This window comes from Aeromonas sp. 604443 (assembly GCF_049170315.1).
In the GTDB taxonomy this organism is placed as follows: domain Bacteria; phylum Pseudomonadota; class Gammaproteobacteria; order Enterobacterales; family Aeromonadaceae; genus Aeromonas; species Aeromonas veronii_A.
In genome coordinates, this window is sequence record NZ_JAAKMI010000003.1 from 265,581 (window position 1) to 290,774 (window position 25,194).

At 60.5% G+C, this 25,194-nt stretch carries 20 protein-coding genes; 4 read left to right on the forward strand and 16 right to left on the reverse strand.

The genetic code is table 11. From position 1 onward, the window contains the following. The first annotated feature begins 26 nt into the window (after positions 1–26). Together G5380_RS06760 and G5380_RS06765 are read left to right on the forward strand one after the other, a co-directional pair. The gene (locus G5380_RS06760; protein WP_100645523.1) at positions 27–944 is read left to right on the forward strand and encodes an ABC transporter substrate-binding protein; all 918 of its coding nucleotides are present in this window, start codon (positions 27–29) and stop codon (positions 942–944) included. Between the two features lie 284 nt (positions 945–1,228). Next, positions 1,229–2,017, forward strand: a complete 789-nt coding sequence (locus tag G5380_RS06765) for a hypothetical protein (protein WP_421352556.1) — start codon at positions 1,229–1,231, stop codon at positions 2,015–2,017. Between the two features lie 75 nt (positions 2,018–2,092). Here G5380_RS06765 and G5380_RS06770 read toward each other — a convergent pair whose 3' ends face one another. From G5380_RS06770 to G5380_RS06815, 10 genes are all read right to left on the reverse strand, one after another. Further along, positions 2,093–2,455, reverse strand: a complete 363-nt coding sequence (locus tag G5380_RS06770; protein ID WP_216953225.1) for a copper-binding protein — start codon at positions 2,453–2,455, stop codon at positions 2,093–2,095. Between the two features lie 58 nt (positions 2,456–2,513). Next, positions 2,514–5,642, reverse strand: coding sequence for an efflux RND transporter permease subunit (locus tag G5380_RS06775; RefSeq protein ID WP_421352557.1), 3,129 nt, complete (start codon positions 5,640–5,642; stop codon positions 2,514–2,516). Between the two features lie 73 nt (positions 5,643–5,715). Continuing rightward, positions 5,716–7,260, reverse strand: coding sequence for an efflux RND transporter periplasmic adaptor subunit (locus G5380_RS06780; protein WP_421352558.1), 1,545 nt, complete (start codon positions 7,258–7,260; stop codon positions 5,716–5,718). A 272-nt stretch (positions 7,261–7,532) separates the two neighbouring features. Next, positions 7,533–8,033 (reverse strand): hypothetical protein, encoded by a 501-nt coding sequence (locus G5380_RS06785; RefSeq protein ID WP_421171804.1) that lies wholly within the window; start codon positions 8,031–8,033, stop codon positions 7,533–7,535. A gap of 57 nt (positions 8,034–8,090) precedes the next feature. After that, a complete protein-coding gene (locus G5380_RS06790) occupies positions 8,091–8,843 on the reverse strand; it encodes a substrate-binding periplasmic protein (protein ID WP_058055876.1) in 753 nt (250 codons plus the stop codon). A gap of 116 nt (positions 8,844–8,959) precedes the next feature. Further along, positions 8,960–12,070 carry an efflux RND transporter permease subunit gene (locus G5380_RS06795; RefSeq protein WP_421352559.1) on the reverse strand — a complete coding sequence of 1,037 codons (3,111 nt, stop codon included), beginning with the start codon at positions 12,068–12,070 and terminating at the stop codon, positions 8,960–8,962. Positions 12,071–12,079: 9 nt separating this feature from the next. Beyond that, entirely contained in the window at positions 12,080–13,237 is a 1,158-nt protein-coding gene (locus G5380_RS06800; RefSeq protein ID WP_421171953.1) for an efflux RND transporter periplasmic adaptor subunit, read from the reverse strand. A gap of 362 nt (positions 13,238–13,599) precedes the next feature. Beyond that, positions 13,600–14,406: an exodeoxyribonuclease III gene (xthA, locus tag G5380_RS06805; protein WP_100653387.1), complete on the reverse strand. Its 807-nt coding sequence runs from the start codon at positions 14,404–14,406 to the stop codon at positions 13,600–13,602. A gap of 115 nt (positions 14,407–14,521) precedes the next feature. Beyond that, positions 14,522–15,484 (reverse strand): ion channel, encoded by a 963-nt coding sequence (locus G5380_RS06810; RefSeq protein ID WP_201937181.1) that lies wholly within the window; start codon positions 15,482–15,484, stop codon positions 14,522–14,524. Between the two features lie 69 nt (positions 15,485–15,553). Beyond that, positions 15,554–17,200, reverse strand: a complete 1,647-nt coding sequence (locus G5380_RS06815; RefSeq protein WP_421352560.1) for a tetratricopeptide repeat protein — start codon at positions 17,198–17,200, stop codon at positions 15,554–15,556. A gap of 295 nt (positions 17,201–17,495) precedes the next feature. On the opposite strand from G5380_RS06815, the gene G5380_RS06820 reads away from it, so the two are divergent. Further along, positions 17,496–17,921 (forward strand): Hsp20/alpha crystallin family protein, encoded by a 426-nt coding sequence (locus tag G5380_RS06820; protein WP_103250619.1) that lies wholly within the window; start codon positions 17,496–17,498, stop codon positions 17,919–17,921. A 61-nt stretch (positions 17,922–17,982) separates the two neighbouring features. Here G5380_RS06820 and G5380_RS06825 read toward each other — a convergent pair whose 3' ends face one another. Further along, the gene (locus G5380_RS06825; protein ID WP_421352561.1) at positions 17,983–19,038 is read right to left on the reverse strand and encodes an FAD:protein FMN transferase; all 1,056 of its coding nucleotides are present in this window, start codon (positions 19,036–19,038) and stop codon (positions 17,983–17,985) included. Between the two features lie 335 nt (positions 19,039–19,373). On the opposite strand from G5380_RS06825, the gene azu reads away from it, so the two are divergent. Continuing rightward, positions 19,374–19,814, forward strand: coding sequence for an azurin (azu, locus tag G5380_RS06830; protein WP_005337768.1), 441 nt, complete (start codon positions 19,374–19,376; stop codon positions 19,812–19,814). Between the two features lie 119 nt (positions 19,815–19,933). Here the strand turns inward: azu and G5380_RS06835 are convergent, their stop codons facing one another. From G5380_RS06835 to G5380_RS06855, 5 genes are all read right to left on the reverse strand, one after another. After that, a complete protein-coding gene (locus G5380_RS06835) occupies positions 19,934–20,491 on the reverse strand; it encodes a HutD family protein (protein WP_421352562.1) in 558 nt (185 codons plus the stop codon). Positions 20,492–20,576: 85 nt separating this feature from the next. Continuing rightward, positions 20,577–21,236, reverse strand: coding sequence for a YceH family protein (locus tag G5380_RS06840; RefSeq protein WP_421352563.1), 660 nt, complete (start codon positions 21,234–21,236; stop codon positions 20,577–20,579). 139 nt (positions 21,237–21,375) lie between these two features. Continuing rightward, positions 21,376–23,514 (reverse strand): diguanylate cyclase domain-containing protein, encoded by a 2,139-nt coding sequence (locus tag G5380_RS06845; protein ID WP_421352564.1) that lies wholly within the window; start codon positions 23,512–23,514, stop codon positions 21,376–21,378. Continuing rightward, positions 23,511–24,704, reverse strand: a complete 1,194-nt coding sequence (locus tag G5380_RS06850; protein WP_371178037.1) for a sugar ABC transporter substrate-binding protein — start codon at positions 24,702–24,704, stop codon at positions 23,511–23,513. Before G5380_RS06850 ends, G5380_RS06845 begins: the two co-directional genes overlap by 4 nt. 162 nt (positions 24,705–24,866) lie before the next feature. Beyond that, a complete protein-coding gene (locus G5380_RS06855) occupies positions 24,867–25,082 on the reverse strand; it encodes a YdcH family protein (RefSeq protein ID WP_005337763.1) in 216 nt (71 codons plus the stop codon). Between the last annotated feature and the right edge of the window lie 112 nt (positions 25,083–25,194).

The following is a 25,194-nucleotide window of genomic DNA, read 5'->3' on the forward strand; positions in this document are numbered from 1 at the left end:
GCCGTGCAACGAGAAGGAGTGAAATGATGAAGCGTTTTGCCGCCCTGGCAGCAGCCATCCTGATGCTGGCCGCGCCGCAGGTTCAGGCGCAGGAGATGCGTGAAGTGACCGATGCGTTTGGCCAGAAGGTGCAGGTGCCAGCCCAGCCAATGCGGGTGGTGGTGCTGAGCGAGCTCGAACTCGACAGCACCCTGACCCTGGGGCTGACCCCCATCGGCGCCGTCAATGGCCGTGGTCAACCCACCTTGCCCCGCTATTTGCTGAACAAGGCGGGCATGGGTATCCAGGTGATCGGCGATCTCGACAGCCCCAATCTGGAGTCGCTGATTGCGCTGGAGCCCGACCTTATCCTGACCGGCCAGACCCGTCCCGAGCTGCTGACCTTGCTGGGGGAGATCGCGCCGACCGTGGTGACCAGCAAGTGGGGTGAGCCTTGGCAGGATAGCTTCCGCCGCACCGCTCACACCCTCAACCGCGACCAGCAAGGGGATACTTTCTTGCTGCAGTATGCCGAGCGGTTGACTCAGGCCCGCAGCAAGCTGGCCAAGCATCAGGGGGAGAGCATCAGCATAGTGCGCTGGAACCCCAAGGGGCCGAGCTTTATGTATCAGGGCACCTTTGCCAGCAGCGTAGTGGAGTCGATGGGGCTGGTACGCCCAAGCAAGCAGCAGGGGACTGGCGCACCCCACTCACCGGCGCTGAGTCTGGAGTCCCTCAACCTGCTGGATGCTGACTGGCTGGTGGTCGGCACTCTGAGCGCCAGCGGTGATGCGGTGGATGCCATGCGTCAGGCGGAGCAGACCCCGGCGTTCCAGCAACTGCCGGTGATCAAGGCCAAGCGCTTTGGCGCCGTTGACGGGTCGCTCTGGACCTCCAGCGGCGGCCCGCAGGCGGCTCTCAAGGTGATCGAGGATGTGGAGCAGTTGCTGGCAACCCGCAGCTGAACGAGCGCGTTATCTGAGGGATGAAATCTGTGCGAATGAACCACAGATAGAGTATCTATCTATCAGTGGTTCATTAATGTGGATGTTAATTTCTTTTATTGGCTCATTCGCAAAAGAGTGCTTTCGTTTATTGATTAATGTGTGAATTGCTGCACGTTCTGGGTACGAGCCTCGCGGTATGGCTTTTGTCGCCCCCGTTTTTCCGTATGGTATGAGCGTTTATTGGGTCAAGGGTTAATTGCTGCTTGTTCCCGTTAAGTGCTTGCTACCAAAGAGGAATCTAAATGAACGAGAGTCGACGTAGAGTCACCCTGGGGCTGTTGAGTACCCCCCTGGTCGCCACCCTCACCGGCTGCAACAGCAGCAATGACAGCCAGGGGAGTGCGGCGGATTTTCGCACCACCCTGACCGACCGGCTGAGCGCCGAGCTGCACGACGAGCAGACGGCCCGCCAGCTGGCCCCCTTCATCGAGGAGGCCTGCTTCAACATGACCCCGTCCCGGGTCGCCATCGACCAGGCCCACTGCGTCATCGCCTTTGCCTTCGGCAACCGCCCCAACGCCTCGGGCAACCCGGATGAACTGGCCGAGCCCGGCCCCATGAACGAGGCTCTGGCTGCCTGCTGTGCGGCCCTCTATCGGCAAAAGCCGGTGCCCATGTACGTGCAATGGGAGATTGCCCGCTTCCTCGACTCGGCCCGCTATCCGGACATTCCAGCCCGGGATGTCATCTCCATCGAGCCTTACTGGGATAATGAAGGCAAGCTGGTCTACCTCAGCACGGACGGCGTGGTGGAGGCCATTGTCAGGGATTATGCCGGCGGAGATGCCGCCGCCCTTGGCACGGCGGCCGTTATCGGTCACCGCGACCACGTCAAGCGCTGCATCATCACCTGCCGTGCCCGCAAGGTGGCGAGCCATGCCCCGGAGGGGATCGAACTGCCCGTCTGGTACGACGAGCAATCCGATCAACCCTGGACCCGTCGCCGCGACCTCTATGTGCTGCAGGATATCTCGGTTCAGTTGATGGGGGGGGCGCAGGCCAACATAGCCCAAGCCTATCCGAACGGCTGAGGAGACCGCTCGGCGGATGGTGCAATAACAGAAAACGGCGGGATGATCCCGCCGTTTTTTTTGAAATGACTCTGATTACTGTTTCTGGATAGTGGTTACGGTTAGCTTGCCGTCCGGGTTCTCGGCGTGAAAACGCACCGCATCCCCCACCTTCAGATCCTTGAGCAGGGCCGGATCGGCCACCCGAAAGACCATGGTCATCGCCGGCATCTTGAGGTTGTCGATCGCCTCGTGCTTGATACCGACCTTGCCGTTGGCCGCGTCGATGCGGCTGATGACCCCCTGGGTCATCGCCATCTCGCCCATCTCGTTCATGCCTTCCATCTGGCTCATCTGGCCCATGTCGTGGCCTGCATGGTTCATCATCTCTTCGGCTTGCAGGTTGGTGTGGGTGGCAAGGCCAAGCAGCAGGGTCAGGGTCAGCGTCTTGTAGTTCATGGTGTTTCCTCGTCGTTGATTCAGATTCTTGGTTGTCAAAAAGGGCGCTGCCACCGGGTTAGCCGGCGGGTTGGTGCTCGGTCGCGCCCAGGTGCCGGCTGCGCCACAGGTAGTAGGCGGCGGGCAGCACCAAGAGGGTCAGCACCAGCGCGCTCACCATGCCGCCGATCATGGGGGCGGCGATGCGCTGCATCACCTCGGATCCGGTGCCGTGGCTCCACATGATGGGCAAGAGGCCAGCGATGATGGTGACCACCGTCATCATCTTGGGGCGCAGGCGCAGGGCGGCGCCGTGGATCACCGCCCGGTGCAGACCCGCCTTGTCCGGCTTGCCACTGGCCACCAGGTCATCCCAGGCATGGTTGAGGTAGACCAGCATCAAGACGCCGGTCTCTACCGCCACCCCCGCCAGAGCGATAAAGCCCACCCCGACCGCCACCGAGAGGTTGAAATCGAGCAGCCAGAGGGTCCAGATCCCCCCCACCACCGCCAGCGGCAAGGTGGTGAGAATGAGCAGTACCTCCTGAACGCGGCGAAACGCCAGATAGAGCAGCAGCACGATAATGGCTACCGTCAGCGGCACCACGTAGGCGAGGCGCGCCTTGGCCCGTTCCATGTACTCGTATTGGCCAGACCAGGTGAGGGCGTAGCCCGCCGGCAGCACCAGCTGCTTGCCCACCTCGGCTTTGGCCTCATCGACGAAGGAGCCGATATCGCGGCCGCGAATATCGACGTAGACCCAGCCGTTGAGCCGCGCGTTTTCACTGCGCAGCATGGGGGCTTCATCGCTGATGTAGACCCGGGCTACATCCGCCAGCGCGATGCGAGCGCCACTTGGAGTGACCACCGGCAGCAGCTCCAAGCTGGCTACAGAATCGCGATAGCTCTGGGGGTAGCGCAGGTTGATGGGATAGCGTTCGCGCCCCTCGATGGTTTGGCCCACCTCCATGCCGCCCACTGCGGTGGCGAGCACCGCCTGTACATCGGCGATGTTGAGGCCATAGCGGGCCGCTTTGAGCCGGTCGATATCCACCTTGACGTAGCGGCCACCCGCCACCCGCTCGGCGTAGACCGATGAGGCGCCCTCCACCTTGCCAACGATCTGTTCGAGCTGTTGGCCGAGTTGCTGGATCACCTTGAGATCCGGCCCCGCTATCTTGATGCCGACCGGGGTTTTGATGCCGGTAGCCAGCATGTCGATGCGGGTCTTGATGGGGGGCACCCAGGCGTTGGTGAGGCCGGGGAAGCGGATAAGGGAGTCGAGCTCTTCTTTGAGCTTCTCCGGGGTCATGCCGGGGCGCCATTGATCGCGGGGTTTGAGCTGGATGCTGGTCTCCATCATCACCAGATCGGCGGGGTCGGTGGCCGATTCGGCGCGTCCCGCCTTGCCGAGCACATTCTGCACCTCGGGCACGGTGCGAATGAGCTTGTCGGTCTGCTGCAAAATCTCCCGCGCCTTGCCCACCGAGATATTGGCCGCGGTGGTGGGCATATACATGATGTCCCCCTCATCGAGCGGCGGAATAAACTCGGAGCCCAGGTACTTGAGCGGCCAGAAGCCCGCCACCGTCACCACGGCGGCGATGGCCAGAGTGGTTTTCGGACGGGCCAAGACGGCCTTGAGCAGTGGCACATAGCCCTGGCTTAGCCAGCGGTTCAGCGGGTTGGCCTGCTCCGCCAGCACCTTGCCACGGATAAAGTAGCCCATGATCACCGGCACCAGCGTGATGGCGAGCCCGGCTGCCGCCGCCATGGCGTAGGTCTTGGTGTAGGCGAGGGGGTGGAACATCCGCCCCTCCTGTGCCTCCAGTGCGAACACCGGCAGGAAGCTGATGGTGATGATGAGCAGGGAGAAGAAGATGGCGGGCCCCACCTCGATGCTCGCCTCGGTGATGATGCGCCAGCGGTTCTTGTCGGTGAGCGCCTCCCGCTCCATGTGCTTGTGGACGTTCTCGATCATCACGATGGCACCATCCACCATGGCGCCGATGGCGATGGCGATGCCGCCCAGCGACATGATGTTGGCGTTGATCCCCTGCAGGTGCATCACAATGAAGGCGGTCAGGATGGCGATGGGCAAGGAGATGACCACCACCAGCGACGAGCGCAGGTGGAACAGGAAGGCGAGGCAGACCAGCACCACCACCGCGAACTCCTCCACCAGCTTGCCGGAGAGGTTGTCGATGGCGCGCTGGATAAGGTCGGAGCGATCGTAGACGGTGACCACCTCCACCCCCTCCGGCAGGCTGCTCTTCAGCTGGGCGAGCCGCGCCTTGACCCCGTCGATGGTGTGCTGGGCATTCTCGCCATAGCGCATGACGATAATGCCGCCCACCACTTCCCCTTCGCCATTGAGCTCGGCCAGACCGCGCCGGCTCTGGGGGCCGGTGACTACATCCGCCACGTCACCCAGCAGCAGGGGGGCGCCGCGCACATTGGTGCCGAGCGGGATCTGCTTCAGATCCTCCACGCTCTTGAGATAGCCGTTGGAGCGCACCATGTACTCCGCTTCCGCCATCTCGATGACGGAAGCGCCTGTCTCCTGATTGCCCTGTTTGATGGCAGTCTCGATAAGGGAGAGCGGAATGCCGTAGGCGCGCAGCTTGTCCGGATCGACCCGCACCTGATACTGGCGCACCATGCCACCGACTGTAGCGACCTCGGAGACCCCCTCCACCGTCTGCAACTCGTACTTGAGGAACCAGTTCTGCAGGGAGGTGAGCTGGCTGAGGTCATGCTTGCCGGTTCTGTCCACCAGCGCGTACTGATAGACCCAGCCCACCCCGGTGGCATCGGGGCCGAGCTGGGGACGGGCGGAGGCGGGCAGGTTGGGCGCGACCTGGCTCAAATACTCCAGCACCCGGGCGCGGGCCCAGTAGAGGTCGGTGTTGTCGTCAAACAGCACATAGACGAAGGAGTCGCCGAAGAAGGAGTAGCCGCGCACCGTGGTGGCCCCCGGCACCGCCAGCATGGCGGTGGTGAGCGGGTAGGTCACCTGATCCTCAACTACTTGGGGCGCCTGGCCCGGGTAGGAGGTCTTGATGATCACCTGGACGTCGGAGAGATCCGGCAGGGCATCCACCGGGGTCTGCTTGACCGACCAGAGCCCCCAGGCGGTGAGCATGAGGGTCAATAGCAGTATCAGAAAGCGGTTGCCCACGGACCAGCGAATAATCGAGGGGATCATGGTTGGGCTCCTTGCTCATTGGGTGCAGAGAGCGGAGAGCGGTTGCCTGTCAGGCCGCGAATGATTGCAGGGATCATGACTTCTTCTCCATCTCGGGCATCGTCATCTGATGCTGGCTATGGTCCATGCCTTCCATCTTCTCCATCTCATCTGCCGCAGGCTTGGCGGTGTCGCCAGTTGCTGGTGCTTGCTCTTGCTCTTGCTCTTGATGGATGGTGGTGATGCGGTACTCATCCCCCTCCTGCATCACCTGCAGATGGAGGGTCTGTCCCTCGGCCAGCTTGCTGATATCGACCCCGTCGGCGACGGTGAACTCCATCTCCATGGCGGGCCACTGCCACTCGGGGATGGGCTGGTGGGAGACCATCAGGGTGCGGTTGGCCAGATCGATGCTTTCAACCTCGCCCTGAGTCCACACTTGGGCGGGGCGCACCGCCGTCATACGCTGAAAGTCGGAATCGATGGCCGATTCGGAGTCGAGCAGGAACTGGGCCGAGCTGACGATGTTATCCCCAGCCTCTACCCCAGCCTTGATGGCCACCTTGTCGCCAAACTGGGGGCCCAGAGTGACGGCGACCGACTTGAAGCTGCCATCCCCCAGCGCCAGCACCAGCCGGTCCTGGCTGCCGGTGCGGATCACCGCTTCGCTCGGCACCACCAATTGCGGTTCTCCCTTGCCCGCCTGAATGGTCACCTTGGCGAACATATTGGGTTTCAAAAACTCGTCCGGGTTGGCGAAGCGCAGCCGCACCTTGAGGGTACGGGTGGTGGCATCCAGAGTCGGGTAGAGGTAATCGACCCGGCCCTGCCAGTGGCGGCCGGGGGCGTAGTCGAGGGTCATGGTGACCGGATCCCCCACCTTCAGCTGGGCGGCCTGGCGCTCGAACACCTCGGCACTCACCCACACCTGCTTGAGGGTGCTGATGTTAAAGAGGGCCGCGGCGGGCTCCACATACTGGCCTTCGCGCACCTTCAGCTCGGAGACATAACCGCTGCTGGGGGCATAGATACGCACCGTCTCCTGCACCTGACGGGTGCGCTTGAGGGCCGCTATCTGATCTGCCGGTACCTGCAGGGACTTGAGCTTGCCTTCGGCGGCGCGCAGCAGCAGCGGGTTGGCAGTGTTGAGGGCCAGCAGGTATTCGTGCTGGGCGTTGACCAGATCCGGGGCGTAGAGCTTGTAAATAAGGCTCCCCTTGCTCACCTGCTGCCCTTCGCTCTTGATGGCGAGGGTGCGGATCCAGCCCGCCATGCGGGCGTTGACCGCCTCCAGCTTGTCCTCGTCATAGCCGACGTAGCCCACCGTCTCGATCTGCTGGTGGATAGGGAGCTTCTCCACCTTGGCAAGCCGCACCCCCAGGTTCTGCTGGATCTCGGGGCTGATGGTGACGGTGCCCGGTGAGCCGCCCTGTTTTTCCTCATAGACGGGGATAAAGTCCATCCCCATGTTGTCCTTGGCCGGGGCATTGCGCTTGTCGCGCGGATCCATGGGGTTGACCCAGTAGAGCGGCGTCTTCTCCTTGGCCACGGTGCTAGCAGTGGTCTGTTTGGCAGCCCAGTAGCCGCCACCGGCGCCGAGGGCCAGCAGCAGGGCTGATACCAGCAGTTTCTGGCTCATCGCACACCCCCACTTAGTGGCAGGGTGGCAAAGTTCTTGGCGGCGATAAGGCCGGTAACAGGGACAAGTGACATCATATCTCTTCTCTTGTGCAGGCCGCCGGATCGGAGATGGACAAGGCATCACCTAAGGGATTGGCGGCAAACGGGGCGCAGCTGTATCAGCGCGCACGGCTCCCAGTGAGCGGGCCGGTTTGGCCGGGGCACAGGGTCAGGCAAGGCGGCAGGAGACGGGCAAGCCGAGGCTTGCCGCTGCCGCAAGAGAAGATCTTTCTAGTGTCGCAGCACCGACAACATCAGGTGTCGGCGCGGCCAGGAGGGGGGATGGGTACCGCGTGATCGCAGGAAGGGATCCCGCAACCAGTTATCAAGCAGTGCAGTTGCGAAGTTACTGCCAAGTAGCAGGGGGAAGATCAGCAGGGCGACCAATACACCCAGCAGAGCTATCGCGCCGAAGGAGAGGGCATTGACGCCGGTCTGCATCTGGCACTCATCGCCCATGGCCGACCCCTCGTCTCCCTGATGGCAGGAGAGGGCCATGGTATCGCTCGGGTGAGACATTGCGGGCATCGCATGAGAGCTCTCGCCATCCGCCATCGCCATGGATGAATCGAACATCACCATCGACTGAGTGTTGTTTGGGGTCGGCTTGGAGGAGAGGGGAGAACCATGCCAGCTGATGCAGAGAGTCAGATTGCACACGAGCAGCAGCGCCAGCAATAGCCGGGCTAGCAGGGCAGAGGGCAATCTTGTCGCAAGCTGGGTGAGTGACAATCCGGTCATCCTTCAGGATCTGGTATCCAGACTCTAAACCTTGCTTCTGGGAGAAGGTCAAGGCGAGGGCTGGCGCTGTTGTTGCAGATAGATGTCGCTGTATTTCTCCAGCAGCTGATCTATCCACTGCCTCATGCCCGGCGCTTGCAGCATGGGTTCCAGCTGTTCGAGGGTGCCAAGATGGGGAGATTGTAGTGAAACAGAAATATAGAGCTCACCGCGCTGCAGTGGCCACTGCAGATCAACCATTCCGCTGCTCGGGTAATTTTCGCTCAAAAACAGGCGACCGGAAGAGCGGCCATAGGGAACGAAGTCGACCCGGTCACTGGCCAGCAGGCCAAATACCTGCTTGAGGGAGTTGACCCTGTAGATGCGGGTATTTGCTTGCAAAAAATCATCCATTTCGCTGCCAAGGCTGACGCCTATCATCATGGCTCCCCGCAGTCCGGTCAGATCCTCCCGTCGCTGCAGCAAGCGGCTGCCGGGTTGGCGCACGAACACCGCCATGTCATTGATGGCCATGGGCGTTCGGGTAAAGCGGGAGTAGTGTGCTCTCTCTTCGTTGCGCAGCGCACAGATATTGATGTCGACCTCTCCTTTCGCCACTTTCTGCTGACAGCGGGCCCAGGGGCCCACATAGGAGAGATCCACATTGAAACCCAACCGTTGATAGAGGGTACTGACTACTTCGGCACAAACGCCGATGATCTTGCCATCGCTCAGCCAGTTCCAGGGGGGATAATCGTGATGACCACAGGCGGAGAGGGTAGTGGTCGTCAAGGTCGTCGCGAGCCAGAGCTGAGCCAGCATATCCGGATCCTGTGCAAAAAAGTCTCGATGTGTGTCATTGAAGCACACCGCAGACAAAAAAATACCCCCGCACGGGCGGGGGTAGTTTGTTATCGGTGGAACGCCCGTGGAGAGCGTTACGGCTTGGCGCGCTTTTCCGACCCTTTCATGATGAGGCGGAAGAAGAGCGGGATAAAGAAGATGGCGATAAAGGTGGCCGCCAGCATGCCGCCGATCACCGGCCAGCCGAGAGCGTGACGGCTTGCGGCACCAGCGCCGCTGGAGGTGACCAGCGGCACACAGCCGAGGATGAAGGCCAGCGAGGTCATCACGATGGGACGGAAACGCAGGCGCGCCGCCTCCAGTGCCGACTCGATGAGGCTCATCCCCTCTTCGTGCTTCATCACCGCGAACTCCACAATCAGTATGGCGTTCTTGGCGGCAAGACCCACCAGGGTCACCAGCCCGATCTGGAAGTAGACGTTGTTGGTGAGTCCTACCAGCCAGGTGGCCAGCAGGGCGCCGAACAGGGCGAACGGTACGGCTGTGATCACCGCAAACGGCAGGCTCCAGCGTTCGTACTGGGCTGCCAGGATGAGGAAGATCATCACAATACCGAAGCCGAACGCCATGCCTGCGCTACCGGCAGAGGCCTTCTCCTGATAGGCGGAACCGGTCCACTCCAGCTTGGCATCGTTGCCAAGGGTACTGTTGGCCACCTCTTCCAGTGCGGCGATCGCCTGACCCGAACTGTAGCCGGGTGCCGGCTGTGCCATGATCTTGGCTGCCTGGAAGATGTTGAAACGCTCTACCAGCTCGGGGCCAGTGGCATCACGGACCGTCACCAGGCTGCTGAGCGGGATCATCTCGCCGGTGTTGGAGCGCACGTAGACGTTGCGGATATCGCTCTTCTTGGCGCGGTAGTCCGCTTCGGACTGCAACTGTACCCGGTAGGTTCGGCCAAACTGGTTGAAGTCGTTGACATAGACCTGACCGAAGGTGGCCTGCATGGTGTCGAACACCGCATTGATCGGCAGCCCCAGCGCCTTGGCTTTCTCGCGATCCAGGTCGAGATAGACCTGCGGCACATTGGCACGGAATGTGGTTGTGACACTGGCAAACTCGGGGCGCTCCTTGGCGGCGGCGAGGAAGCGCTGTACTTCGCCCGAAAACTCCTGGGCACTGCCGGAACCCCGGTTTTGCAGGTAGCCTTCCAGTCCGCCGGTGGTGGACATTCCCTGGATGGGGGGCGGGTTGAAGGAGGCAACAAAGCCGTCAGCCAGCCCCATCAGGCTCATCCCCTGCAGAGTTTTGGCCAGCTCGAAGGAGTCCTGGCCTGTCCCCTTGCGCTCGCTCCAGTCCTTCAGGGTAATGAAGGTGAGACCGCTGTTGCTGATGATGGCGTTGGAGAGGATGTCGAAGCCCGAGAAAGTGATCACATCCTTCACATTGGGATTGGCCATGGCGAGCTTGTCGAACTGATCCGCCACTGCCTGTGTCCGGCTCATGGCGGCGGCATCCGGCAGCATGACGGCGGAGATGAGGTAGCCCTGATCTTCGTTCGGTACCAGCTCGCCCGGCACTTTCAGGAAGAGACCGTAGATGGAGAGCAGCAGTACGGCGATGATGGCAAAAGCGACCCCCACCCGACGGTTCAGGAAGGCCACACCCCGTACATAGCCGCGGGTCAGCTGGTCAAATTTATCGTTGAACCAGACGAAGAAACGGGCCGGTTTGTGATGTCCCTCTTTCAGCAACACGGCGCACAAGGCCGGAGAGAGAGTCAGAGCCACCAGACCGGAGATGGCCACCGAGACCGCGACCGTGATGGCGAACTGCTTGTACATCACCCCAGTCATGCCACCCATAAAGGCGACCGGCAGGAACACGGCGCAAAGCACCAGCACGATGGCGACCACCGGACCTGAGACCTCCTGCATGGCGAGGATGGCAGCCTCTTTGGGCGAACATTTCTTCTCGCTCATGATCCGCTCGACGTTCTCGAGCACCACGATGGCGTCATCCACCACGATACCGATGGCGAGCACCATGCCGAACAGGGTCAGCAGGTTGATGGAGAAACCGAGCACCAGCATGCCGGCGAAGGTCCCGATGAGCGACACTGGCACCGCGATACAGGGGATCAGGGTGGCGCGGAAGTTCTGCAGGAACAGGTAGACTACCACGAACACCAGCACGATCGCCTCGAACAGGGTGTGTACCACCTCTTCGATGGAGATCTTCACAAACTCTGTGGTGTCGTAGGGGATCTGGTACTCGATATCCTGCGGAAAGCGCTCCTTGAGCCGCTCCATGGTGGTGTGCACCGCATCGGCGACTGCTACGGCGTTGGCACCGGGCTGCAGATAGGTAGCGATACCGATGGCCGGTTTGCCGTTGGCGCGGGCCACCAGATCATAATCCTTGCCCCCCAGCTCGACCCGGGCGACATCGCGGACCCGGATCTTGGAGCCATCGGGCATGGAGCGAACTATGATGTTCTGGAACTCTTTCACATCTTCAAGGCGACCCTTGGTCTGCACCGTGTAGGTGAAGTCGATGGGGGTCGAGGTGGGCTGAGCGCCGATCTTGCCTGCCGCAAACTGGGTGTTCTGCTCGCGGATGGCGCTAATCACATCACTCGGGGTGAGTTCGAGCTGGGCCAGTCGATCCGGCCGCAACCAGATGCGCATCGCATAGTCGGTACCGCCAAACAGAGTGGTATCACCGATGCCGGGAATCCGCTTGAGCTCGTCGATGATGTTGAGCAGGGCATAGTTTGACAGATAGGTGGTATCAAACGAGCCGTTCGGCGACTGGAGGGTGACCACCTGCAGGATGGAGGTCGATTTCTTCTTGACCGTTACCCCCTGCTTTTTCACCTCTTCCGGCAGCTGGGCCATGGCGGCCGATACCCGGTTGTTGACGTTGATGGTGGCCTGATCCGGATCTGTGCCGATCTCGAAGTAGACGTTGAGGTTCATCTGGCCGTTGGAGGCCGAACCCGATTGCATATAGATCATCCGCTCGACGCCGTTGATCTGCTGCTCCAGCGGTGCGGCGACAGTCTGGGAGATCACCTCCGGAGTGGCCCCCGGATAGAAAGCGGTCACCGAGACCACCGGCGGGGTGATCTGGGGGTACTGCTCGATGGAAAGCGAGCGCATTGCCGCCAATCCGCCCAGCACGATAATGATGGAAATCACGCTGGCGAAGATGGGACGCTCGATAAAAAACCTGGAAAACATACGAGCTCCTTACTTGGCCGCTGAGTGGCTGACCATCTTGGCGGTGATGGCTTTCATCTCGTCGGCAGAGACAGGTTTCACCACGCTGCCGGGGCGAGCCTTCATCAAGCCTTCGACGATGTAACGGTCACCGGCATTGAGGCCGCTGTCGATCAGCACCCCCTCGGAGACCACCGGGCCCAGTTTGACCGGACGGGGGATCACCTTGTTCTCGGCATCGACCACCATCACCATGCGGTCAGCCTGGGACTGGACGATAGCGCGGGGCGGCACCACTATGGCATTCTTGCGGGTGCCCAGATCGATGGTCATACGGACAAACTGGCCGGGCAGCAGCACGCCGTCCTTGTTATCGAAGATGGCGCGGGCACGGATGGTGCCGGTCTGGGGATCGACCCGGTTGTCGGAGAAGTTGAGCTTGCCCGCTTGTGGGTAGACAGAACCATCGGCCAGGCGGATATGGGTGCGCCAGTTGGTGGCGTCCTTGGCTTCAATGGTCCCTCTCTTGACCGAGTTCTCGAAATCGAGGCGATCCTGCTCCGAGTAGGAGAAGTTGACGTAGAGCGGATCAAACTGGGTGATGGTAGTGAGCAGGCCGTTGTCGCCACTGGTGGAGATAAGGCTCCCCTCGGACTGGGAGCTCTTGCTCGCCATGCCGTTGATGGGGGCAGTGACCTTGGTATAGCTGAGGTTGAGCTCGGCCTCCTTCACCTTGGCCTGAGCGGCCTGATGGCTGGCGATGGCCGCTTCATAGTTGGCGATGGTGTCGTCATAGTCCTTGCGGCTTACCACCTGGCGCTTGAAGAGGGGAATGATGCGATCCCGATCGGCGCGAGCCTTGTTGAGTCTGGCCTGCTCCTGGGCCAGGGTGCCTTTGGCCTGCTCCAGCGCCACCTTGTAGGGCTCGGGGTCGATCAGGAACAGTTGCTGGCCGGCGGTAACCGGTTGGCCTTCTACATAAGTGCGCTTGAGCAGGATGCCACTGACCCGGGAGCGGACATCGATCTCGCGAAAACCGGCGGTTTCGCCCACCATCTCGGTGGTGAGCGGCACATCGGTCAGGGTCGCCTCGTTGACTACCACGGGCACGGCCGGCATGGTTTGCACCGTCTGGTTTGTTTCCCCGCCACAGCCGGCCAGTGCACCGGCCAGCGTCAGAGCGAGCATCCCCTGTTTGAATAATCCTGCTCTGGTGTTTGGCTCCATCATCATTTCACTCCTGTTGGCCCGATTGCGGCCATCATGCACACCTTTTTTTTCGGCTGACGTGATTAACTTCATGATTACAAATTAACTCATTGGATTATTGAAGTTTTTCAATCATAGAGCATGAACATTGAACCCAAGCTGCTTGATCGAAAAAGTTCTCTCTGTTCTTCACAACAGAAGCCGTTCTGCTACTGGAAAATGGAGTAAAGAGTATCATATGAGAACTAGATTGCCGACAGGATAGTGCGTGCGATGACAATAGTCAGGAGGAAAAAGGGGGATAATTGTAGCGGGCGAGAGGAGCCCTCGCCCGCACTCAATCAGGCGAAGCAGGCCCAGATGGGAGCGTGGTCGGAGGGTTTCTCGATGCCGCGCAGCTCGTAGTCGATACCGGTCTCGGTCACGCTGTCCTTGAGGGCGTCGGAGGCCATGATGAGGTCGATGCGCAGGCCGCGATTCTCGTCAAAGCCCTTGGATCGGTAGTCAAACCAGGAGAAACGCTCGCACTCGGTAGGGTTGGCGGCGCGGAAGGTGTCGGTGAGACCGAACCCTTTCAGCCGCTCCATCCATTCGCGCTCGATGGGCAGGAAGGAGCACTTGCCATCCCGCAGCCAGCGCTTGCGGTTCGCTTCGCCGATACCGATGTCGAGATCGGTGGGGGAGATATTCATATCCCCGATCAGCACCAGCTGGTCGTCCGGCGTGTGATGAGTTTCGAGATAGTGCTGCAGATCCTCGTAGAACTTCTGCTTGGCCGGGAACTTGGTCTCGTGATCCTGGCTTTCACCCTGCGGGAAGTAGCCGTTCATCACCTTGATGAGAGAGCCGTCTTCGCGCTCGAAGGTCGCCATGATCATCCGGCGCTGGGCCTCTTCGTCATCGGTGGGGAAGCCTTTCTCCACCTTGACCGGCTTCTGCTTGCTCATGATGGCGACCCCATAGTGGGCCTTCTGGCCGTGAAACTCCACGTGATAGCCCATGGCCTCCACATCGGCCAGCGGGAAAGCCTCGTCGTGTACCTTGATCTCCTGCAGGCCGATCACATCGGGTTGGTGCTTGTCGATGATGGCTTGCAGCTGGTGCAGGCGGGCGCGCAGGCCGTTGATATTGAAAGAGATGATCTTCATGTCCGGGATGCTCATGTCATTTTTATAAGTGGCTATTGGACTAGGAATCGGCGGTGGATGCAAGTTCGGGGCGCGGGTCAGCACCAGTGGCCGACCCGCTTGGCAGGGAGAGGCGTCAGCGGGTCATCTTTTTGACGAATACCACCACAAACAGCGCCAGCGTGAAGCTGCCGGTAAAGGCTTCGAAGGCGGCAAAGATCCTGGAGAGCCCGACCGGAGTGAAGTCGCCGTACCCCAACGTGGTGAAGGTGACCACGCTGTAGTAGAGGCATTCGAGCAGGAAGATGGCGTTCTCTTCAAGGGGCGCCTCTGGTCGATAGATAAGGTAGTTACCCGCGAAGTTGAGGCCGCAGAAGAAGTAAAAAATGCTGCAGATAAAGATGAGCAGCAGAGAGAAGAGCACCACCCTCATCGGGGCCTCGCCATAGCCGCAGAAGAGATCGACCACCCAGGAGGTAAAACGCTGGGTCGACCAGAACGGCAGTTGCAGGCGGCGCATGGTGAGCTCCTGCTGGATATAGTTGCCGGACATGGTGAAGATCCCCTGCGCCTCGGAGGCTTTGCGCAGATCCCGGTAGGTCTCTTCCGCCTCCTTGAACCAGATGCGCGCCTGTTTGGGATCCCGTTCGCGGCGCCCCTTGCGATCCTGCATCACCCGTTTGCCGGTCTGCATGTTGTCGAGCCGGGTGTTGTGCCAGCGGATGCCGAGCAGGTTGACGTCATCGAGGGTGGCGCACTGGAGGTTGGCGTCACTGAGATCGGCTTTCATCAGGCTGCCGCCCTTCATGCGCAGGCCGTAGAGGTGACCACCGCGCAGGTTGGCGCGATAGAGGTTGCACTGCTCCAGCAAAAATCCCTGATCGGACTCCTTGTTGACCAGATTGAGGCCCGCCAGATTGGCCCGTGACAGCTGCAGGCCGTGGCAGAGTCCGCCAGCGCGAACGTACTGTTCAAGCGCCTCGGCGGTGTGGGCTTCCTGATGGGTATGGTGGGGATCATGCCAGTGGCAGAGATCGTGCTCGCCAGCCTCTTCACTGCAGTGGCGGCCATCGGCCACCAGATAACGACACATCGCCATCTTCGTTTCCCTCGCATTGCCGAACTGGTTTCAGCATAGGCGGGGAAAAGGGGGCGCGGCGGCGTCGTCTTAGCTGAACTGGTTGAACTCCTGACGCAGCTTGCGAAAACGCTCCTGCTGGGCCGGGTTGAGGGGGATACCGTCGAGCACGTCCAGGGTGTCCTTGCACTCGGCACCAAATTCCGGACTCTTGCGGTTTTTCTGCATCAGTTGCAGCAGCACCTGGATCTTGTTGAGAGCCGCACCGGTATTGGCGGGGGCGCGGCGCAGGGCCTCGCGGAAGTGACCGAGTGCCTGTTCAAGCTCCCCGGCCTGATAGGCTTTGATCCCCAGATCGTTGAGCTGCTGGTAGCGCTGACGCCGCTCCAGTACCGTCTTGTCATCCCGGGTTGCCTGAATACAGGTGGTGAGCAGCCGGTCTTCGTCCTCCGCCAGCAGCCCTTGCAGGCTTTCGGCATATTCGAACTCGCCGAGCTGATAGAGGGCGAGGATGGTTTCGCCAAGCAGGACGGGGGGCATGGTGGCCGGTTCATCGAGCCAGTTCTGGTTGGCGCGATAGAGCATCTTCTTGCCCTTGAGCAGCTCGCCCAGCGCAATCTGCACCCGGGCCTGACAGATCTGCTCGAACACCGGGTAGTTGAACTCCGACATCATCAACGAGTCGCGGATGCGCGACAGGGCAGAATTGACCTGCTTTTGCAGGTTGGCGATGTGGTAGCTGTCGTTGCTGTTGAGGGCGTAGAGGGTCAGGGTCTGGATATAGGCCCCCAGATAATGGGGCGTGCGATGGATCGAGTTGCGCGACAGGTCGATCAGTGACATCAGCACATCCTTGGCCTGGGCGTAGTCGTGGCGCTGCAGGCACACCTCCGCCAGCCGGCGGGAGAGTTGCACCGACTGAGGGGAGATATCCACCGCCCGTCTGAGCTCCTGCTGCGCCTGCTCGTCATTGCCAAGGGCCAGCAGGGATTCTGCCAGCCAGAGGTGAGCCTCCACCATCAGCGGGGTATTTTTGAGGGTCGCCTGCAGATGGCTGACCGCCTCTTCATGGAGCCCCAGAGTGTTGCACGCCTTGCCCAGCGTCAGGCGGGCCCAGCTGTTCTCCTGGCCGGCCAGCAGCTGGCGCATCAAGGCGCGAGCCTCCTGTGCTTCACCCAACTTGAGGTGGGTATCGGCCTGCAAGCAGCGGCAGTAGTTGGCAAAACGGGGCACCGCATCGGCTCGCTCGGCACAGGCGGTAATGAGAGCCTGGAAGTTGTTGTCGGCCAGGGCGGTGAATACCGGTGCCAGGGCATGACGCCGGGCGAGGGCGCGTCTGAGGCGAAACGAGAACTGCTCCTGGGAGAAGGGCTTCATCAGGTACTCGTCGGGCTCGGCCTCCAGCGCACTCAGCACCATGGCGCGGGAGCTGTCGCTGCTCACCATTATCACCACGCTCTGGGGCGGGATCAGGCTCTGGTCACGCAGACTCTCCAGCAACTGGCGGCCATTTTCGCCGACCCCGAGATCGTAATCGATGAGATAGATGTCGAAGCTGCCCTTCTGGCAGCGACGCCGTGCATCCTCGGCGGTATTGGAGTAGGTAATGTTGCTGATACCCAGATTGATCAGCATCGCCTTCATCATCACCTGAAACGAGCGCTGCTCATTGACCATCAGAATGCGTTGGGGCTTGGCAGGGCTCTTCTTTTCTGACGCGTTTTCCGGTGTCTGCATTGTTCTGGGTCGAGGCGCTACGGGTTGATGGGAGAAAGTGTGCCACCAAAGCGTGTCAAGTGGCAATCAATGTGCTTTTGTCACGCAACTTTCAGTTTCCATGTCACGCTCTGTGCCTGGTGGCCAGGGCGATGTGGTTGATCCATATCAAATAAAGCTCAGATGGGGTGGCAGCACGCGGCACACTTTTTAGACTGATAGAGGGGGCAAAGACAAGCCTCGGTCACATATAGGCCCCATCAGGCAGGTATCAGGGCCTGCCTCTGTCAGTCCATGAATCACGGAGGGATCAGAGATGAGTTTGCTACCAAGCCGTACCAGTCTGTTCGATGACCTGTTTCGCGATATGGCGTCCGGCTTCTATATTCGCCCCTTGCACGGGGACCCCTTGCCGAGCCAGATCAGGCTGGATTTGAAGGAGAGTGATGGCAACTATGTGCTGCAAGCCGAGTTGCCGGGGGTTGCCAAAGAGGACATCCATGTGGATATCCATGGTAAACAGGTGACGCTGAAAGCGGAGATCCGCCAGTTTGACAGCCAGAACAAGGATGAGCGAACACTGCGCAGTGAACGCTATTTTGGCAGTGTTTCACGCACTCTGGAGTTGCCGGTCGAGGTGGCGCTGGACAAGGTCAGCGCCAGGTTCGAGAACGGTATCCTCACGTTGCAACTGCCCAAGCAGGTGGAAACGCCAGCCCCTCACCGGGTGACCATCGAATAGCCCGTGACAAGTTCATCATCAACCGTAATGAGAAGGCCCCGTTATCGGGGCCTTCTGTTTATCAGTGCTTTTCTGTCGGTTGCTTCGCCAGATAGTGGGCGAATTGGGGCGTGTACTTGGCCTTGAACCCCTGTTCGGTCTTGATGATGAGATAGACCGCCAGCTTGTGCTGTTTGGCAAATGCCATACCCGCTTCGGGCCCCATCACCATCAGCGCGGTATCGAGGGCGTCAGCCTCAAGCGCGGTCGGGGTGATCACGCTGGCGGAGACCAGCTTGTGGGTGACCGGCTGGCCGGTGGCAGGATCGATGATATGGGAGTAACGCTGGCCATCCAGCTCGTAGTAGTTGCGATAGCTGCCTGCGGTGCTGAGCGCCATGCCGTTGGGGATGACGATATCGGAAAACGCCCCCGGCTGATCGGAGGGTTCGATGATGGCCACTTTCCATGGCGAGCCCTTGCTGTTGTTGCCCTTGCTGCGCACCGCACCGGCCACTTCGATCAGGTAGTTGTGTACCCCCTTGCCCTCGAGCAGGGCGGCGATTTCATCCGATGCCGCCCCTTCGCCGAGAGTGGATAGGTCGAGATAGAGATCCGGGATCGTTTTTTCGAGCAGGAAGTGATCACCCTGCGAGGTCAGGGTTAGCTTGTCGATGCCCACCTTGTGGCGGGCGGCGACGATGGCCGCCTCATCGGGTCGCTTGACCGGCCGTTTGTCCGGGCCAAAGCCCCACAGATTGACCAGAGGCCCCACGGTCACATCCAGCTTGCCGTCGGTCAGCTTACCGGCATCAATCCCCTGCTGGACTATGATGGCCATGGCGGGTGGGATGGCAAACGGGGTGTTGGCGGGCCCCTGATTGAAACGGGAGATGAGCGAGCCCGGATCGTAGGTGGAGATCTCCTTGTTCATCCGGGCCAGCAGGCTTTCTACGTCGCTTTTGAGGGCGGGCTCTCCACCGGGGTAGCTATCGCTCAGGGTCACCACATAGTAGGTGCCCATGGTCTTGCCCTGAATACGGGTCTGGGCAGGCGGGGTGGGCTGGCAGCCGGCCAGCGCCAGCAGCAGGGTCAGCAGCAGGCCGCGCAGGGCCGCCACGGGGGTTATCGCAATCATCCGGCGCTCTCATCTGGAGAAGGTTCATATCGGGGCGCTAGCTTAGCCAAGGGGCGCCCGCCGGGCGAGCCCTGATAGGGGTAATCGGAGGGAAAAGGGCATAAAAAATTAAACAGTTTTGAACCTGTGGCGGGAGCGGGCCGTATCGTCCATCCGTGAGGGAGAGAGTGGCGAGTAGAGCACCGTCTGGTGACCTGGCCCGCAGCTTTGGCCAAAAGCCATAGCCGATTGAAGACAATTGAGTAAAATGAAGGTCGATTTAGACGGCATCTTTGCGAAGCGTTCACCGCATCCGCCAAGTCGTTGCCATCCATTGCCAATCAAAGGAGAAGATGATGAAAAAGGCGATTACCCTGCTGTTTCTGAGTACCCTGGCTGCCCCCGTGCTGGCGGATGAGTGTGCACTGGTCATCGAAGGCAATGATGCCATGCAGTACAACCTCAAAGAGATGAGCGTGCCGGCCACCTGCAAGGAGGTGACGGTCACCCTGAACCATACCGGCAAGCTGCCCGTGACCGCCATGGGTCACAACTGGGTGCTGGCCAGCACCGCCGACTATCAGACCGTGGCGACTGCCGGGATGAGCGCTGGGGCCGAGAACGGCTATCTGCCCAAGGATGATCCCCGTGTGCTGGCTCACACCAAGCTGATCGGCGGCGGCGAGAGCAGCAGCGTCACCTTCAAGACCGACGGTCTGGCGGGCAAGGATCTCACCTTCTTCTGCTCCTTCCCCGGCCACTTCGCCATGATGAAGGGCTCCTTCAAGGTTAACTAAGGTGCTGACCGGCACGAGCCGGTTGCCTCAATAGCAAAAGCCGGGATTTCCCGGCTTTTTCATCTCTGCTGTTTGTGTGTGGCGTGGCATGGCATGACTGCACACCGCCGACTTTCGCGCTATTTGGCCTGCAGGGTAAAGAAGGCGATGGCGGTCTTCTTCTGGCATTCAAAATGAATGCTCTCTTCACCGGTCACCACCAGTGTCTCGTTGATGGCCACCTCTTTGCCCTGCACGGCCAGCTGGCCGCTCAGCAGGTGACAGAGGTAGGTCTTCTCTGGCTCGAGGGTAAGGGTCAGCGGGAAGGGGAGGTTCAGTACCCGCACGTTGGCGCTGATGCGATCCGGATGGTAGATAAGTCCCAGATCGGTCACCTCTTTTTTCAGCAACTCGCAGTGGGTCTCCTCATCGCCGCTAAAGTGCGCCGCCTCGAAGGTGGCGTATGGGTGTCCGTTGAGCACAAAGCCTGCCCCGCTTACCGGCAGCAAAATGCGCTGATAGCCGGGAAAGGGGGAGAAGGGGCCCGCGTTCTTGATGGGGGCCGAGCTCAGTCGATAGTCAAAGTCGAGTTTGGCAAGGCTGCTCCCCTTGGGGGAGATGAGGATCTGGCTGGTAGTGCCCTGCTGGTTTTTCCAGGGCATCTTCTGGTGGTCAGACTCTTTAATCAGGGTGATCACGGGCACTTCCTCACGATAAAAAAACGCAGGGAGCCGGGGACATCAGCCCCGGCTCCCTGATAGAGATTGGCGATGGTAAAGGCGATCAGCCCTGACCATCCAGCGCAGCCAGCCGCGCTTCCATGGCGGCGAGACGGCTCTTGAGCTCGTTTACCTCCTGCTCCAGCTCGCTCAGACGGTCGGCGGCAGGGGAGGCATAGGCCGCGGCGGGGGCGGCATCCATCATCGCCTGAATATCCACTTCGCCGCTGAACAGGTGGGCGTAGCGGGATTCGCGCTTGCCCGGCTCGCGCGGCAGCTTGACCACGTAGGGTCCACGCTCGATGAGCTGGGTCAACACCGCATCCACCTCGGTGACATCATCGAAGCTGCAGAGGCGGTTGGTACGGGAGCGCAGTTCCCCCGGGGTTTGCAGGCCGCGCAGCAGCAGTTCGCAGACGATGCCAAGCTCCTGGGCACTGAATTTCAGCTCGCCAAATTCGGTGTTGCAGAATCTGTGCTGATAGCGGGGCACCCGGGCGTTGAAGCCTGCAGTGTTGACCACCAGCCGCTTGCGGATCAGCTCGTCTACCACGGCGCGGATATCGAGCTCGGAGAGCTCCAGCACCGGCTCGCGGTTGCTCTTCTGGTTGCAGGCGTTGACCAGTGCATTAAGGGAGAGGGGGTATTGATCCGGGGTGCAGATCTCTTTTTCAATCAGACAGCCGATGACGCGGGCTTCCAGCGGGCCAAGTACTAACTCCATTTCCTACTCCCTTCCAAATCGAGACATCAAGAGCCCCTATCTTAGTCATGGTCCGCGCCGCGTCTAGCGTTGCGCGCCATTTTTGCGAGCTGATCAGGGCGTTGGCGAAAGGCTCGCCAACGCCACAGACCTCTGCTTTTTATCGCTGCCCCTGATAGAAGCGCGCCTTATTGGCATACATGGCATCGTCAGCCACCCGGCTCAGCTCCGCCAGCGGGGTCTGGTCGCTGCTGCTCCAGCCGATGGCAAAACGCAGCGGGAAGCTGTGCTCCCCATGTTGCACGATGGCGTGCTGCTGGCTTGCCTCCAACCTGCCTGCCAGCTGCTGGCTGGCGAGGTGATCCGCCTCCGCCAGCAGCACGAACTCGTCGCCGCCGATGCGGAAAATCTTCTCATCCTGACGGCAGAGGGTGCGCAGCTGGCGAGCCATCTGGATCAGCAGAGCGTCGCCCGCCTCGTGCCCATACTGGTCGTTGGTACGCTTGAGGCCGTTGAGGTCGAGCATGAAGAGGGCGAGGTGACGCTCCGGATGGCGCGCCAGCACTGCTTGATAGTGGTGGAAGGCCTCTTCGAACGCCTGCCGGTTGGGCAGCCCGGTGAGGTTGTCAGTGCGTGCGACCCGCGCCAGCTCGTCGGTGAAGAGGCGCCCCTCGATGCCCACCGCCAACTGCTTGGCAAACAGCCGCAAGATGGCCCTGTCTTCGGACTCCAGCCCTTCTGCGCTCACCATCAGATAACCAAACAGCACGCCGCTCTGGCTACCGGGCAGGGTCATGACCTTCCAGAGTGCGTTATCCCACTGGCATTCGGAGTGTTTGACCTCCTCATCCATCAGTTGAGCCAGTTTCTCCTGCAGGGCATCCCGCAAGGGGGCATCGACCCCCTGGGTCAGGGAGTAGTGAGGCTGGCCATCGCGGCGGATCACCAGTCCCCAGCGGTGGCCAGGATAGAGCTGCGAGAGTTGCAGCAGGGCGGAGCTGGCCAGCTCGGCAATATCGATATCCAGCTGCTGGTGCAGACCGAACTGCAGCCAGGATTGCAGGATATGGCGGCTGCGCTCCTCCCGGCTCAGGGCCGAGCGCAGGGCGGTCGTTTGCGAGGCAACCTCTTGCTCCAGTTCGTCGTTGAAGCCGAGCAGCCGCTGGTTGAAGGCCTCTTTCTCGCTATTGGCCTGCTGCAGCTGTTCATTTTGCTGATAGAGCGCCCGCACCTGATCCGAGATGGTGCTGGCCATCTCCTGCAGCAGCTGGCGCACCTCGTCGTACTCCACAAAGCGCAGCGGCGCCTGCCGTTGCTGGTAATTGCCCTTGCCATAGCTGCGCACCAACGCGGCCAGCGAGCGCAGCGGTCGGGTGAGCCAGCGGGTGAGCCAGACGCAGCCGATGGCCACCAGCAGCAACATGACGGCGATGCTGACGGTCAGCAACTGCTGGGATTTATTGAGCTCGCTGACCCTGTCATTGCTGTAGCTGTAGAGGGTGATGGTGGGGGTGATCTCCTGCTCCAGCTGGGGCCAGCCAATGGCCAGGGGCTGCGCCATCTTGCTTGGCTCCCTGTCATCCATCGCGTTGGCGCTCTGGTGAGCCCCTTCGTAGAGACGGTTCTCGCCCTGGGAGATCACCAGATATTCGCTCCCCTTGAGATAGGGTTCCAGCAACTGGGCCATCTGCCGCCAGGGGAGAATGGCCATCACGAAGCCGGAAGGGGTCTGCATCACCCCTGCTCGCTGGTGGTTGCGATAGATGGGGGCTACCAGCGCCAGCCCGCCGCTGCGGTTTTGCTCCATGTCGTCGACCAGCACGGGATCATCGACGGGCAGCAGCAGATGCTTGCCCTGTTTCGCCTCGCGGGTCTTGCCCCAGGCCATCAGCTGCGGCATCAGGTCGCTCGACTCGAGGTGGGAGGCCTGGCCATTGATGTACTCCACCACCAACCCCTTGTCATCGATGAGGTAGGCCGAGGTCAGCAGGCTGTTGGATTTGATAAAGGTGGCAAGCGCCAGCCGGGCATGGCTGGAGAAGAGGAAGTTGTCGAGGGCCTGATGGAGTACTCGATCCTGGCTGAGCTGATTGATCTGGGTGCCGATCAGCTCGCTGCGAAAGCGGGCCTCGCGGGTCATGCTGGTGAGGGCCCGCTCCAGCTGTGACTGCTCGCTCTGGGCGATGATCTGGTGCTGGCGGATCAGCAGCACAGTGCTGGCCAGCAGCGCCGGCAGCAGGGCGACGGTGAACAGGATGATGATGAGGGTCGGTCCAAGCCGAAAGGTGCGATGTTTCATGGTGCTTTGACCTGCCGGTACTGCTGATCGGCCAACTGCTGCATATAGCGGGCGGTGTCGGCGGCACTGATCCCCTCTTTAAAGCGCTCGAACCCTTTCTCCATCGCTTGCCAGGCGATGGACATGGCGCTGTCGGAGGGCATGGGGGTACTGAGGGTAAACTGCTCCAGCAGCACTTTTTCCTGAGGCGTGGGACGGCGGCTGATGGCGGTAAAAGCCTGCTGATTGACCGGCAGCAGCGCCCCCTGATGATAGATGAACTGCTGAATATCCTGACGCTGGATAAAGGCTATCAGTGCCTTGATGACGGGTTGCCGATCCTCATCATCCATCGCCCAGCGGGAGGCTCCCATCACGTAGGCGCCGCTCATGGAGTGCATGGGATGGCTTTGCCAGCGGGGCAGCAGGGCAACGCCCAGCTTATCCCCCATGTTCTTCACCAGATCGTTGAAGGCCCAGTCCCCATTGATGAGGTAGGCGCTCTTGCCCTCATTGAAGCGGGCGAGGGCGGTGTCATAGTCGCACTCGGGATCGACCCACTGTTCGCTGACGACGGTGCGGTAGGCCTCCAGTGCCTGCACCATGGCCGGGTTGTCGAGGGTGATGCGCCCTTCGGTCACCGGCGAGCCGCCAAAGGTGTGTAAAAAGGCGGCGAAGTAGTACATGTCGTGATAGGGCCAGCTGACGGGGTAGACCCCCTTGGCCTTGAGGGCCGAGGTGATAGCTGTCAGTTGCTGCCATTGGGTCACCGGAGTCGAGACCAGCGCCTTGTTGTAAAACAGCATCAGATGGTTGCCCTGCATCATGGGCATGCCCCAGCGTTGCCGATCCAGGGTGACATAACGCAAGGCGCTGGCCATCAGCGCGGGGGAAAACCACTCGGCCGGGAGGGGAGCGAGGGTCATCTGGCGATAGAGGCCGATAAAATCGGAGGGGATCAGCATCAGATCGGGCAGCCCCCTGGCCTGAGCTGCCAGCAGGAGATCCGCCTTGATCTTGCCCGGCTCAATCTGGGTGACCCGCACTCTGTGGTTCCCCTCCTGATTGAAGCGGGCGATCACGTCGTCGATCACGTAACCGGCTTGCTGGGAGTGCCACAGCTCCAGTTCAGGCTCCTGAGCCTGCAGGGGGTGGCTCAATGCGAACAGGCAAAGCAGCAAGAGATGATAAAAAGATCGTTTTCTGCTCATGTTATCATCACCGTTATTCCCTGAATTCCAAGGGAAAAATGTAACAAACTACCGGCAAGATCGGTAGGCTCGGGTGTCAACTAATTGACTGAAACAACAAAAAGCCCGGCGCGTGGGCCGGGCTGGGGGATAAATTGCTTATCCGCATATTCTTCGAGGCATCTATTGTGGATGTTGTTTGAGGATGTCGTATATCTCCTCTTTCAGTTTGAGTTTCTGTTTTTTCAGATCTCTCACCTCGGCGCTATAGTCGCTGGCGTGATGCTTTTCCAACTTTCTAATCTCCGCATCCAGGTCGTTGTGCAAGTCAAACTTCTTCTGGAAATGGACATCACTGCTCTTCAGTTTCGAGATGAGTTCTCTGTACTCTGGGAACATGTAATGGAGCCTCCTTGGTTTCGTTTGATTGTGCCTGTAAGACCAAAGCTACCCCTTAGTGCCGGGGATAAATGTGATCCTGATCGGATTTGGGGGCAATGATTTGGAGTAT

What these genes read in the sequence shown, in the direction of transcription:
- G5380_RS06760 (WP_100645523.1), top strand. Translation starts at nt 27, where the DNA reads ATGAAGCGTTTTGCCGCCCTGGCAGCAGCCATCCTGATGCTGGCCGCG.
- G5380_RS06765 (WP_421352556.1), top strand. Translation starts at nt 1,229, where the DNA reads ATGAACGAGAGTCGACGTAGAGTCACCCTGGGGCTGTTGAGTACCCCC.
- G5380_RS06770 (WP_216953225.1), bottom strand. Translation starts at nt 2,455, where the DNA reads ATGAACTACAAGACGCTGACCCTGACCCTGCTGCTTGGCCTTGCCACC.
- G5380_RS06775 (WP_421352557.1), bottom strand. Translation starts at nt 5,642, where the DNA reads ATGATCCCCTCGATTATTCGCTGGTCCGTGGGCAACCGCTTTCTGATA.
- G5380_RS06780 (WP_421352558.1), bottom strand. Translation starts at nt 7,260, where the DNA reads ATGAGCCAGAAACTGCTGGTATCAGCCCTGCTGCTGGCCCTCGGCGCC.
- G5380_RS06790 (WP_058055876.1), bottom strand. Translation starts at nt 8,843, where the DNA reads ATGCTGGCTCAGCTCTGGCTCGCGACGACCTTGACGACCACTACCCTC.
- G5380_RS06795 (WP_421352559.1), bottom strand. Translation starts at nt 12,070, where the DNA reads ATGTTTTCCAGGTTTTTTATCGAGCGTCCCATCTTCGCCAGCGTGATT.
- G5380_RS06800 (WP_421171953.1), bottom strand. Translation starts at nt 13,237, where the DNA reads ATGCTCGCTCTGACGCTGGCCGGTGCACTGGCCGGCTGTGGCGGGGAA.
- xthA (WP_100653387.1), bottom strand. Translation starts at nt 14,406, where the DNA reads ATGAAGATCATCTCTTTCAATATCAACGGCCTGCGCGCCCGCCTGCAC.
- G5380_RS06810 (WP_201937181.1), bottom strand. Translation starts at nt 15,484, where the DNA reads ATGGCGATGTGTCGTTATCTGGTGGCCGATGGCCGCCACTGCAGTGAA.
- G5380_RS06815 (WP_421352560.1), bottom strand. Translation starts at nt 17,200, where the DNA reads ATGCAGACACCGGAAAACGCGTCAGAAAAGAAGAGCCCTGCCAAGCCC.
- G5380_RS06820 (WP_103250619.1), top strand. Translation starts at nt 17,496, where the DNA reads ATGAGTTTGCTACCAAGCCGTACCAGTCTGTTCGATGACCTGTTTCGC.
- G5380_RS06825 (WP_421352561.1), bottom strand. Translation starts at nt 19,038, where the DNA reads ATGATTGCGATAACCCCCGTGGCGGCCCTGCGCGGCCTGCTGCTGACC.
- azu (WP_005337768.1), top strand. Translation starts at nt 19,374, where the DNA reads ATGAAAAAGGCGATTACCCTGCTGTTTCTGAGTACCCTGGCTGCCCCC.
- G5380_RS06840 (WP_421352563.1), bottom strand. Translation starts at nt 21,236, where the DNA reads ATGGAGTTAGTACTTGGCCCGCTGGAAGCCCGCGTCATCGGCTGTCTG.
- G5380_RS06845 (WP_421352564.1), bottom strand. Translation starts at nt 23,514, where the DNA reads ATGAAACATCGCACCTTTCGGCTTGGACCGACCCTCATCATCATCCTG.
- G5380_RS06850 (WP_371178037.1), bottom strand. Translation starts at nt 24,704, where the DNA reads ATGAGCAGAAAACGATCTTTTTATCATCTCTTGCTGCTTTGCCTGTTC.
- G5380_RS06855 (WP_005337763.1), bottom strand. Translation starts at nt 25,082, where the DNA reads ATGTTCCCAGAGTACAGAGAACTCATCTCGAAACTGAAGAGCAGTGAT.